The following is a 13,773-nucleotide window of genomic DNA, read 5'->3' on the forward strand; positions in this document are numbered from 1 at the left end:
ATACACTACCGTATTTTCACCTGGGTTCACTAGATTTTTATCTGCACGTAGTGAAGGCTGAGGTGCTTTTGGCCTTTCATACACCGAAACCGTAATACTTGCCCCCTCACTTTCAAAACCCTCATTCACACACTTCGCCCAGTAAGTCACGTTATCCTGTTGCAGCCATTCACCGCCGCCGAAACCGACAGGCGCTGTCCAGACCAGGGTTCCTGACGGACACGTGCCGAATACGTTCGCCTTGCTCCCTTTTACGATACTTGTATTCGAAGCTGAAAGTTGCGGAGCACCCGGTGTCGGAACATACACCGAAACCGTAATACTCGACCCGCCACTTTCAACACCCTCATTCACACATTTCGCCCAGTAAGTGGTCGTTTCATTTTGCGTACGCTCACCGCCTCCGTAACCAACTGGAACAGTCCAGACCAATGTCCCACTGGCACAGATACCCGTTACATTTACCTTGCCTCCTTTTACGATGTTCGTGCTGGAAGCAGACAATTCCGGTGCTCCAGGCGTGGGAACGTAAACTGAAACCGTTATACTGGCCCCTTTTCCTTCAACACCTTCATTCACGCATTTCGCCCAATACGTGGTATTCTCGTATTGTACCCTTTCACCGCCGCCATAACCAACCGGAACCGTCCATACCAGATTTCCGACCGGGCAATATCCCGTCACGCGCGCATCCGTACCCTTTACAATATTCTGATTATCTGCCCGAAGCTCCGGAGCACCGGGTGTAATAACGGTACTTCTTGAAGCCCAGTCTGAATAACCATTGTCATAACGGTTATGCGAAATAACCTGATAATAATAAGTGATGCCTTCTGTCAAACCATTGTCATGAAAGGATGTGATGTTAGCCCCGACATTACCGACCGTCTGTGCATTGGCAAACGTTGGCGAGGTGGATCTTAAAATGGTAAACCCGTCTTCATTACCTGAATTATCCTGCCAGGTCAATGTCAGAAAGTTGGTTCCGGCTCCGGAAAAAGCCAGGTTTGTCGGTGCTGCCGGTGGGAAGTATAAAACGTTGATGGTGATCGAACTTTTCGACAGACTCTGGCAGCCCGTCGCATCGTTCCGGCAAATCGCAGCATAACTGGTTGTAGAAGCCAGCGTGACCGTAGACTGCGGAACGCCGCCCGGAGGCAAATTCTCCCACACCAGACGGTCACCATTCGCGCAGTTTCCCCCGATGGTGACACTGCCGTTTTTATCAATAGTATTATTGGGCGCATTTGAATACAGGTTCGGAGCAGGAGGTTCGGGATTAACGCGCAGCGTTTTCGCCGTTTCCGGACTCAGACAGCCATTCAGGTTACAACGGACCAGATAAGTAAAATCAGTAGCCTGGTTTACGTTTGAAAAACTGGCATGCTGTACCCGTTGATCTGCGCCGGAGCCATCAAACGAACCTTCCCCCGGATTTTTCCATTCTATTTTCCCTACACAATTTCCCGCGTTCAAATCCGTGCTTTCATAACGGCAAAAAGCATCACGCCCTGCAATCAAAGCGGGTTGCGGCAGTGATTCGTAAACCGTGATCTTTAAAGAATCAGCGCTGGCAGAAACGCAATATTTATCCTGACATTTAACCGTATAGCTAGTCGTAACCGCAGGTTTAACTTCCAGACTGGCGCCGGAGGCACCGGTACTCCATATCAGCGCTTTGTCTGCACATTGAGACGCGGAAAGTTTCGCCGGAAAATCACGGCAAACACTGTTCCCATACACATCAGCCGAAATCACAGGCTTTTCAGTAGATTTCGTTTGAATCAAAAACTTACTGTCGGCTACATTGAAGGCCAGTTGTGAACCCGTCGAAAGTACATAGGGACCAGAACCATAATTGCCTTGCTCAGTGTCCTTGACAAATACTTCGTAACGGTTATTGGTATACCGAAAGCTGTACCGGAGCAAAGGCGCATCGGATTTTGAATTTTCGCCACACCAGGGCATGGCTATTTTTCCAAGCATCGAAGCCGTTACCTGACCGTTACAGGAATAATTGGCCGTCAGGTTATCCAGTGACATATCGTACTTGTTGATTTCGTCGGTGTATCCTTCTTTGAGTGTGTATACATTTTCTGCTCCAACACTTCCGAGCAACCCCTTCGAATCCATGAAAAGATTTTTTCCGGTGGCCGGTGCCACATTGCCCATCGCCAGCGTTGCAGCAGAGCGTAATTTGAAAAATGCAGGAAGCCTGAGTTTAAAAGTCGGAAAGGCGATACCCTGCCAGCTTTCGGCTGACACCTGTGCACAGGAAGGCAGATTGGCCGGATTCCGGAGCGTACTCAAATCAATTTTCGCCAGGTTGTCACTGCCAAAATGAAACCCAAGATCAGGGTAACTCGCTGCATGAAACGCAGAAGCAACCTTGGCGTCGATGAAAATATCTTTCCAGTCGGAAGTCTGCTGACCGGTAAAAACCAGCAGCAAGGGTTTGCCATCAGCCACCTTCGTTCCGTCCGCCGTCTCTTTTTCTACAAGATTATAAGCTTTTACAAAACCGGATAAAGTAAACGTATTAAAAGCACCGCAGGTAAAACTTAGTTTGGAATCCGCACCCAGTCCCATCGTCAGATTACCGCCAAAACCCGGCAGTGCAAACTCAGCGAAAGATATCTGATCATCCAAAAGCTTACCGGGATCATCCAGTTCCGCAGATTTGGTATCACTCAATGAAGTTTTTAATATGGGAAGATCACCGGCAAATCCGCTTTTACCGGACACGGCGATGTCATTAGAACCAAAATAGAGATTTGTTTGAGAATCCGGCAAGGCGTTGCCCGGCAAAGCGTTGCCCGGCAAAGCGTTGCCCGGAACAGTAAACCGGCATCCGATGCTCAGTGTGGCCCCCGTCGGCGTAAAACGCATGCCCATAATAACAATGTCATAATCATGGCCGCTGACCCTGCTTCGAAACACAACCGGCAAACTGGTGATCTCTTTCAGCAAGGAAGGGATGCTTAGTCCACCGGTCGTCACCTGGATAATGCGCCCTTGCGCCACAGATGCAGCCAGGGCGGCATCGATCTCTGCCTGCCCTGGTTGTCCGGCCAGGGCATGTTCACGGATAAAAAAATGTCTTCCGTCATGCCGGGCGGCAGGAAGGTTTTCAACCTTTATAAAACCCGGTTTGTGTTCAGCAGTTGTGCTATATGCTTCCGCCAAATTTGTTTTGAACAAAGCAGTAAGAAGGCAGAGCAGCAAAATAAATGATCTCATTAGTATGTGTTTACCGGTTGGATTATCTGTTGAATTCAATTAGATGGTTACAAGTTTTTCTCCGGTCATACCTACAAAACCGAGAAATTATAAACCAGCCCTAGTGTGGCCGTAATCTCCTGGAATGAAGGAATATACCTTTCCGTGCTGACGTTCTTTCGGTTCAGGTAAATGATGTTGGTGGTCAGGTTCAGTTGCTTGGTCAGACCAGCAGAAACACCGGCCCTCATATTTAGCATTGATTGCGAGACTTTGTCCATTTTCCCGGCTGTGTAGGTACCGTTGAACTGAGTTTTCCATTGGATCCCATCCTGACTTCCAAACCCTTTCCCAAATCCCAGCGATGGCCCCCATTGCGTACCTGTCAATCCGGAAATATCGCTATCGGAATAATACAACGAAGCAGAAATATTCATTTTTAGCGATTTTATACCATAGCTGTAATCCAGTGCAGTATTGCTCAAATTGTTTTCAACCTTCAAATTCCCCTGGTCGTCGCTGCCGCGTTGCATCACCAGATTCAACCCAATATTTTGTGTGATATCTTCATTTTTGGAAGGCAGAACCACATTGACACCCGCCTGAATGTTCTGGTTGATCTGTTTAAAATTGAGTGTATCAAGCGCCTGATAAGGAGTGATCTGTTTGAGGTAATCGTACGTTGGCCTCAGATTTGAAAAGCTCGTGAAATTCGAATAACTCAGCATGGCCGTTATCCACTCAGCCGGTACGTAAGTAAAATTCAGAGCACCCACCCAGCGTTTGAGTGTTTTCAGCTTTTGCTTTTGTACATTATCCTGCTGAATACCGGCGTTGGCACTGACATTCAGCTTACCGGCAAGCAGCTGCCCTGCTATTTTACCGGCATAAGTTTCCAGGTCATTGACAAAATAATATGCGCCCAAGGTCCGGTAACCAGGATCAATCTTGCTATACTCGATGCCCGTATTAAAACCCTTACCCCGATACGTAACCGCCGTTTTTATTGCCTTTTTATATTCGGTTGAACTGCCCGGGCTGATCGTCCCCAGGTAACTATTTATAATATTGGATTGCCTTCCGGACTCTGCCTCCCTGGTATCAAGGGTAACTGCTGAAACCGCAATTTCTGCATCAAGTACCCATTTCTTTTGTAAAACCTTTGCTCCTTTCAGCGAAACAACGGCATTTTGTTCGGGTGAAATATGATAATCGTCCAGGGTATAGGGCAGCGAACTCAGTTTATCAGAAGCTGTAAAAAAGATCAGTTCCACTTTATCTTCCTTCTGTCGGTAACCCAGCTGTAAGCCAACACCGCTTCGTTTGTATGAGGGAATGTTGTTACGGTCCGTCGCACGGCGATCCGCCGCGCCGGAAGTATCCACCCTGATCGCCCGGCGCAGATTACCCAGCATTAACCCAAAGTAAAATGGATTTTGCTTTGATTTATATTCCAGTCCCACACCGTCATAACGATGCCCGGCCAGTGTAAAAGGAGAGAAATTCATGCTGCAAACACCCACCTGAAGCGTAAAGCCTTTGTAGGTCGGTTTTAACACAAACCGGTTGAAGGGTTGCATAAACTGGTACTTCCGGTCAAACGGATGTGACCAGTTTATATTCTGGTTCGACAAACTAAAACTGACTGGCATCTTAATCTTGCCAAAGAGATCAACATTCAGATTACCCGTAAAAAGTGTATTAAACGGAATACTTCTGCGGTCGGTTATACCAGCCGCATGGTAGTATACGAAGTTAGCCCCGGCCATCCCTGAAACTTTGATTCCCTTTTTCAGTTCGTCTTTGACCGAAATATTTTTCAATTCTTTTAATTTTTCTAAGCCAGGCTGCGAGAGGTCCTGCGCCCAACAAGCAATAGGATCACCGGCCGCAGAAACCAGCAACAAAAGCATGAGTATGTGTATAAGTTTAGCCATAATTCATTTTTTAAAAGAGAAAATTTAGACTGGGCAGTTGCACTGCCTCCGTGCAACCGCTAAAAGCCAACAGCCAATGATCAATTCATCATCAGTACCCTTTTAAAAAGAATTGACTTCCCCGCCTGAATGGTGACGACATAGGTATCCTGCATAAAATCTCTGAGGCTTATTTCAAAAGTGTACTGCTTCTCCCCTTTCTTTTCCTGTTTCAAAACCGGTGTGTTTGTGCTCGAATTCGAGATCGATAATATCACATCACTGACCTTGGCCAGTTTTACTGACACGGTGAACTTCCCGAAATTCGGGTTAGGATATACGAGCATTTCCTGCACGATATTGATTTCCTGATAATGAAGCAGCGAATCCGTCTGATCGATATCTTCCTTGTCAAAAATCTTGATTGTCCTGATTTTTGTATTGATACAATCGCCTTTTCTGGCAGTCATCTTAATCGGATATTCCCCTTTTTCGATCACGGCAAACGATAGCTTTGTGATCTCGTTCAATATCGTCTGAGCTTGTGCCGGCAGCTCCCAGATAATCTCATCCGGCGCTGGTTTTGAAATATCCAGCACCTTCACCGTATCTCCTACAAAAGCCTGAACCGTCATCAGGAAATCAGCTTTTAGAGCATTGTTATTGTTTTCAAGCCTATATTCCCGACTTACAGAGCAGCCCGTTTCGTTGGTTACCACCACCTTGTAAGTTCCAGGCTCTACGGCACTTAGGCTTTGCTGATTTTTTGCTTCGGCAATAACCTGCTCCTTGTAATACCAGGTGACAAATTTACCTGGGTTACCTGCATCCAGTACAATTTCCTGGCCCTTGCAAACCGCTTCCGTGACCGGGAAACTGATGGTATTGAATTTTTCAGGCGCCGGCACGTTGACCGAAGAAACCGACAGACAGCCGTTCGCATCACGTGCATTTAATATATATTTACCGGCAGACAGGTTTTTGAAATCCCAGACATCCGCAGTGTTAACAGCTACTCCCGCATTTTGAGGTGCGCTAACCGTGTACGGTGCAATTCCACCGAACAGTTTTATGGAAATGCTTCCGTTATTATCACCATCACAAACAGGCCCCTTCCAGCTCACCTGACTTAAAAGCGATTTTGGCCACACGAGCTTTACACTGGTAACGGTGTCTTCACACCCCCTGCGGTCCACCACTTTGAAGGTGTATTCAGCTTGCGTCAATCCTTCGAATGTTCCGTTTTTTTGCTGCGTTACATTGTCTTTCCAATAGGTATAAGTGCCGTTTCCACCCGTTGCTGCCAGCATAATACGTCCATTTTGCTCACCGGCGCAAAGCGGGTCCGTCTTACCTGTCAGACTCAAATCCAGAACGGCTGGCTGGGTAATACTTAATGATGTCGTCTGCAGACACGCTTTGGTATCCTTTACCCAGAATTTGTAAGCTCCCGCCGCCAGGTTTTTAAAGGTGCTGTCGGAATAAAACTGTGTTCCGTCCTGAGAATAAATATAACCCGGAGTCCCGCCGCTGGCCAGAATACGGATACTACCATTTCTCTCTCCATAACAGCGTACCGTATCCTGATTAACCGCCAGCAACTTAACTTCTGTTGGCTGGACAACCTGCACCTCTTTTGTCAGTACACAGCCCTTCGCATCTTTGATACGGACCGTGTAGGCATTGGCAGTCAGGTCTGCAAATGTGCCATTACCTGAATATTGCCCATCATTTAAGGCAAAGAGATAAGAAGGTGTAGCACCTTCCGCAGAGACTTCAAGTTTACCGGTTTTATCACCGTAACAATTGTTATTGGTGATATTTACTTTGCTTGCCAGCGCCGTTGGTTGTGACAACAAAACATCCAGTTTGTCGATGCATCCGTGCTGGTCTTTTATTTCAATCGGATAAGTTTGCGATTTTACATTGGCAAAAGTGAACAGATTATTCACTGCGTTAAAGTTCTGTCCGTTGAAAAGTGCCTGATATCCGGGGCTCCCCCCGCTTACCTCCACCGTAATGGTTCCACTTGACTCTCCAAAGCAGGTTGGCATTACCGTAGCATACTTTGACTGGATTTTCGACGGCCATTTCAGTTCGACCGTTTTCATACTCGCACTGCATCCTTTACGATCTTTGATTGTGATGGAATAAACCGATTGCGTCAGTCCCTGAAAAAGGCTCGCCGGCTGGCTGACCGCATTATCAAGTGTGTAAACATAACCGGCATTCCCCCCTTTCGCTGCAACCTGAATACTTCCATCTTTGCCTTCAAAACACAACGGATCTGTCTGAGATACCAATCCCAGTTCCAAAAGCGCTGGCTGTGAAATGCTGAGTTCGCTGGTTTTTAAACACCCCTTCACATCACGGGCGTAAAATTTATAGGTGCCGACGGAAAGGTTTTTAAAACTTGCATCCGGGAAATAATCTGTCCCGTTCATCGAATAAACATAGGAAGGAGTGCCGCCTGCCGCAACGATATTGACCATGCCGTTTGCTTCCCCAAAACAGCGTATCGTATCCCGATAAACCGGCGTGATCGTCAACAAAGCGGGTTGAACGACCGACACATTTTGCGCACTGATACAACCGTTTGCATCCTTAACATAAGCGTTATAAGTATTGGCGGTCAGTGAAATAAATTTGCCCGACGACACATAATTTGCTCCGTCGATCGAATAACTGTAAGCCGGCGTTCCACCGGTCCCGAACAATTCCAGTGCTCCGGTATTGTCACCATTACAGCTGTTATCGGTTTTGGTAAAACTGCTGCTGAGTTGCGTCGGTTGTACCAAAGTCACCCGAAGACTATCAACACAGCCCATCCGGTTTTTGGCGTAAAGGCGGTAGGTGCCTATTGAAAGACCGGCGAAAGTGCCATCGCTGCCAAATGGGCCGTTATTGATCGCATAACTGAAAGGGCCTACATTGTTGTCTCCCTTGATATTGATCACCCCACTGTTTCCACCGTAACACAATACGTCCTGTTTGGATACAATCTGCAAATCGGCACGGTTTTGTTCCTTGATTTCAATACCCAAAACAGTCTTGCACGACAGCGGGTTATCCTGGATCAGCAGGTTATAAACATTCGGATGAAGATTGGTATAACTCCTGGATGCGCTGAGTGCAGCTCCGTTTAAGGACAGCTGATATCCGCCATTCCCTCCACTGATGGAATTCACGTTCAGATTAGCGACGGGCGTCGTACAGCTAATAGGATCAATGGTATAGGTTGCTTTGATACTGCCCGGCACGGTCAGGTCCACTTCCTTTTTATAAGAACAAAGCTCATCCGCGACGGTCACGATGTAGGTTCCGTTTAAAAGTCCGCCAAAAGTAGCGTTGCTTCCGAAACTGTTTTGCGAACTGATGCTGTATTGATAGGGTTGCTTCCCACCCGACGTGTTAATGATGCTGATCGTTCCATCCTGACTGTTGCAGTTGGAAGGCAGCGTTTTACTTACATCGTAGCGGATGTTTGTATTTTTTGGGATAATAATTACCGGAAATTCTTTGGTACAACCCGACTGGTCACGGGCTGTTACGGTATAATCACCGGCTTTCAGATTATCAAAAAATCCTGTTGTATTTGTAACGGCGCTAATAGCATTGAATTTGAAATCAAAGCCACCCAGCGCATAAGAAAAATTTCCTGTTGATCCGCTGGCGGATACCAGTGCTTCTCCTTTTTGATAATACTCGCAGTCGACATCTTTTTTGCTGATCAATGAAACAACAATGTCCGTAGGCTGCGATAAATTTATACCTGTTAACGTAAACTTGCAATTGTTTGCATCCTGACCATACACGGTATACGTCCCGGCAGACAGGTTACTAAAAACATCCGAAGCTTGAAATTTGGCGTTATCAATGGAAACCTGATACGGAGCTGTTCCTCCGTTATTTTTTACTTCAATCCGTCCAATGTTGGCGTTGTAACAGCTCAGGTTTGTTTGCGAAGCCAGGGTTATTGTGTAAGCCTGTGCCGGTTGGGTTATCTGCGCAGTCACTGGCTTTGTACAGCCATTTCCATCTCTGATTACAAAACGGATGGCAGCACCGGGCAAACCTGAAAACGAAGGTGATGCCTGAAAATTCACCGAGTCTCGGGCGTAACTATAAGGCAACACACCACCTGTTGCAGCAAGCTGCACCGATCCGTCACTGCCTGCAAAACATTTCACAGCTGTTTGTGACGCGATCGATGCGACCAATTCCGTGGGTTGTGTCAGCGCGATACCGTCCGTTGCTTTTACGCATCCGTTGGCATCTTTCACCCATATTTTATAGGTACCAATCGGAAGTGACGCAAAAGTCGCGGAAGACTGATACGTAGTTCCGTTGACTGAATATTGGTAAGGTGCTGTTCCGCCCGAAGCCGCAGCCTGAATAATCCCGCTCTTTCCATTATAACACAATACCTGTTGGAAAGCTGAGACTGAGGCAGCAAGCGCGCTCGGCTGGCCAATGGTTACGTCCACAGTGCGGACACAGTTATTGGCGTCCTTAACATAAAAGGTAATGTTTCCGGCCGGTAAAGACTGAAACAGACCGGCGGTCTGGTAGTTAGTCCCGTCTTTTGAATAGGTGTATGCGTTTGTCCCGCCTGTTGCCGTAACCGTCACCAAACCATCCGCTGCCCCAAAACATTTTACGTCAGACTTGGTAAACGTTGGTACAACCTGGGTTGGTTGTGTTACACTGGTGACTGCCGACACCTTTTTACAACCGTTCGCATCCTGCGCGGTGACCTGATAGTTGCCAGCTGGAAGACCATCAAAAATAGTTTGGGCTGTAAAATCAGTTCCATTGATTGCATACTTTAAAATCCCAGTCCCACCCGATCCGGTTGCCTTGATCTGACCATTAGTTCCACCGAAACAACTCACTGTTATACTGTTAACCGCACTGATGGTGATGTCCGTTGGTTGCAGGATATCGCCTTTAACAGTTGCCTTGCAGCCGTTTGCATCTTTGATGGTGATCAGTTGATTACCCGAAGCAAGCGACAAAAAAGTGGGTGACGGCTGGAAATTTACGCCGTCTTTGGAAAATTGATAGGGGAATGTGCCTCCCAGTCCGGTTGCTGTCAAAGCACCATTTGAGCCTGCAAAACAGGAAACATCGGTTTTATTCAAAATAGAAACGGAGACCGCATCGGGCTGAGATACCGGCACCACAGCAGATTCTTTAACACAGCCGGCGGCATCTTTTACCCATATTTTATAGTTGCCCAAAGCAAGGCCACCGAAAATCCCCGATGAACCATACTGTGTTCCGTTGATGGAAAACAGATAAGGTGCAGTCCCTGAACCCGCCGTTGCTTCCAGCATACCATCGCTTAATCCATTACAGGAGACCGCCTGTTTTAAAACAGCGGCAATGGTGAGATCTCCAGGCTGGGTGATCGTGGCATTAACCGAAATCGAGCATGTATTGTCTTTTACGAGAACCTTATAGGAACCCGCCGCCAGATTTGTAAAAACGTTAGAGGCCTGAAAGGTTGCTCCGTTATCAATAGAAAACATTAAGATTCCGCTTACGACTGATCCGGCCGTTCCAATGGTTAAGGAGCCATTATTACCGCCAAAACAGCTGACATGTTGCTGACTTGCAATGGTCGCGAGTAATTTGCTCGTCGTTTTTATGGTATCGGCCACCGTGCCAATACAGCCGTTATTATCTTTTACTGAAAAAGTATAAATGCCGGCGACCAGACCCGTGAAAACGTTGGAGGTTAGATAAGTCGTTCCGTCTTTGGAATAGAGATAAGGTGAAGCGCCGCCCGAAGCCTGGATGGTCACAGAACCATTGGCTGTGGCCGAGCAGCTTTCATCTGTTTTGGCTGCCACCGAAACCTGCAAGGCCACGGAAGAACCAACGGTAACATTTCGGGTGGCCGTACAGCCGGAGGCATCACGTACTTTGATCACATAATTTCCTGCTGCAAGATTGGGAAAAACATTCGCCGAAACATAAGCTCCTGAATTCAATGCATATTGTAAAGGCGCAATTCCTCCCGTGGCATTGACGGTAATACCGCCCGAATTGCTCCCGCTGCATGCGATGTTACTCACAACCGGATTGATCGCGATGTCCTGCGCCACCTGAAACTGCTGGCGGGTATACAAAACCCCGTCTATCAGCACACTGACCCATTGGGGCCCGGACTGCATTCCACTCCAGGTTACCGGCGTACTGTAATCAAGGCCTGCGCTCGAACCGGGTGTCAGGCTGCCGCTCGATGTGCCGTATTCGACAAAACGACGCAATTCATCCACCAGCACATTGTCGAGATATGCACGATAATAAACCCCATCGTAGGTAATTTTAAAAACCGAGTTGGGTTTTGATGCATAGGTAACGGTGTTAAAATTACCGCCCAGCGATGCCTTTTCGATGTTAAAACTGTTGTTTTTAACCTGCCGTATCGACATGGCTTTAAACCCGAATGACAAATCCCCTCCAACTACCCCACCGTCGTGACGGTATTCCAGCGAGAGTGGCACCTGGCCGGAATAATGCGTTTTACTTTCCAACTTCACCGCCGTGTTGGCGGTTATCGAACCGTTGGCACTGATGCTGTGGACGGGCGTTCCCTGGTAACCGTTGAAATTGATTTCATAACCGCCCGGATTGATGGCCGTGGCGCCATTTGTTAAAGGAGAACCATTTAACAAAAAAGTACCGCCGGTTTGCGGGCTGAAAACATAATAACTCACAAGGCCGTGGGAATCAATATTAACGGGCGAACATTTCCCGACCGCAACCGCGGTGCTTAACTTGGAATATGGCGGATACTGGTCATCCGGGCCGATTCCATTCCCTGCGGTGGCTGCTCCGCCCGGTACTTCCACGTACACATAGTCATCTTTAACCGTTTGCTGATAAGGCACGCCACCACAGTCATCGGTGGTTTTAAATACGTCCCCGGGTTTCATAAGTCCGAAATCCATCTCAAAAGCCCAGTAACCACCGACAATGAACTTGGTGGTCAGCTGAGCAGGATTGACCGGAACATTATTAATAAAAAGATGGATCTGAGCGGGGTCGCTGCACGGAGAGCCGTATACTTCCAGCTGACGGTCTGTATATTTGATCGGGTTCATGAACAATTTGTTCTGAGCCCAGGTTTTGTTCACAAAAAATCCTGAAATAAGAAAAATAAAAACAGGAAGACGCAGTAATCCACCGCAGAATCGTTTCATAAATAGTGTATGTTATTCTGTAATTGTTAGGGTATCGTCCAGATCCAGGTTATAAGCCTCAGCCGCTGAGTCCGTCAGAAAAATTACTTTGATCGTGTATAGGGACGCCTTCATGTCCGCTGGCAACACGATCGATAACCGCTTATCCGCCTGTGAATAAATACCGTTCTGATTATATTTCACGCCCTTGCCCGACAATTCGACCTGATAAAAACGAGCCGTCAGTTTTTCAAATTTATCAGCATACATCCGGACTGTCTCTCCCGGTTTGTCATCGGTTTTCGAATCGGCAATACCTTTGATAAACGGCATTTGGTTATCGTAAATCCGGATGTTTTCTGCTGCGGCTATGCTTGTGATCTGCTCACGGACGTTGACCAAATAAAGGGTATATGATCCAGACGGAAGTTTGGCATCCGTGAGAAAAGTTAATTTCCCGTTTTCCTTTTTGGCGGGATCCAGGGTAAAGCGCCGTTGATCGGTACGAAGTTCCAGACGATAATCATAACGGGCCGGCACAATAAAATTGCCTGTGATAAAAATGCTGTCCCCCTGCAAAATGTTTTTAAACTTAACCGAAGTGATGTCAGGCGGCGGAATTTTTACCAGCAGCGTCTTGGCCGAAACCGTTTCTATTTTATTTTTAATGACTTTGATAAAATAGGAATCAGGATTCGTTGCAGCCGGAACTGCCAGACTCAACCGGGTGGAATCAAGCAGTTTGGACGGAATCGAAATTTCGGCACCAGAAGCAGTTTTGAACACCACCTGAATACCCGCTCCAAAACTGCCGAAGTCTTTGCCTGAAACGAGCAGCGTTTCACCTGCGCGGATGGTATCCCTGGAAAAACCTGTGATCAGCGGGGCGCCTTGTTTTTGGGAAGTTACGGATATCGTATAAACTTTCCTGGAACCATCCTGAGCCGTTACAGTGTAATAAACCTGCTTTGTAAAATCCTGCGCGAAAGAGGACAGTGGAACGATCGACGCATCCGGACTAATGGATACTTCCGGGTTCAGATCGGTTAATATCGTACCATAAGGGACGACTACGCTGATTACACCTGAGGTCTCTTCAATGGAAACACTGATGGTTTTTACTTTCGGAAGAGCAAACGAAATAATTTGTTTAAGGCCCGAAACTTCACCGGGTTCCTTGCAGGAAAAAACAGTAAAAATGAGCACAACCAGACTGCCAAGCTTTTTCAGAGCAGACAAACTTTCTTTTGTTAGAAAAAAGCGGTTGGTTTTCACCGCCAATCCTGTTTTGCGGAGCGAGTAAAGTGTTTTCAAATAGACAACTAATTTGACGAATAACTTCGGGTACTTTTTTAGTGACGTAGTTCTTTAAACAAGGTCACTATGAATTGTATTTTTTTTTCAACAAGTATATGCCGGACTGAAAAATCAAAAAGTTGTCAGAG

General features: G+C 47.0%; 4 protein-coding genes. All 4 read right to left on the minus strand.

Annotated features, from left to right (window positions below; translation table 11 throughout):
- Window positions 1-3,240 (minus strand): fibronectin type III domain-containing protein (locus AC1XUO_RS26660; RefSeq protein ID WP_483332892.1); only part of this gene is annotated, 3,240 nt, incomplete at its 3' end.
- Window positions 3,241-3,311: 71 nt separating this feature from the next.
- On the minus strand, window positions 3,312-5,156 hold the full coding sequence (locus tag AC1XUO_RS26665) for a hypothetical protein (protein ID WP_483332893.1): 1,845 nt from the start codon (window positions 5,154-5,156) through the stop codon (window positions 3,312-3,314).
- A gap of 80 nt (window positions 5,157-5,236) precedes the next feature.
- Entirely contained in the window at window positions 5,237-12,349 is a 7,113-nt protein-coding gene (locus AC1XUO_RS26670) for a hypothetical protein (RefSeq protein WP_483332894.1), read from the minus strand.
- Between the two features lie 12 nt (window positions 12,350-12,361).
- Window positions 12,362-13,642 carry a hypothetical protein gene (locus AC1XUO_RS26675; RefSeq protein ID WP_483332895.1) on the minus strand — a complete coding sequence of 427 codons (1,281 nt, stop codon included), beginning with the start codon at window positions 13,640-13,642 and terminating at the stop codon, window positions 12,362-12,364.
- Window positions 13,643-13,773 lie beyond the last annotated feature (131 nt).

It is taken from the genome of Dyadobacter sp. HNCC25DJ186, assembly GCF_056895235.1.

Coding starts and splice junctions, on each gene's coding strand:
- AC1XUO_RS26665 (WP_483332893.1), bottom strand. CDS start 5,156: ATGGCTAAACTTATACACATACTCATGCTTTTGTTGCTGGTTTCTGCG.
- AC1XUO_RS26670 (WP_483332894.1), bottom strand. CDS start 12,349: ATGAAACGATTCTGCGGTGGATTACTGCGTCTTCCTGTTTTTATTTTT.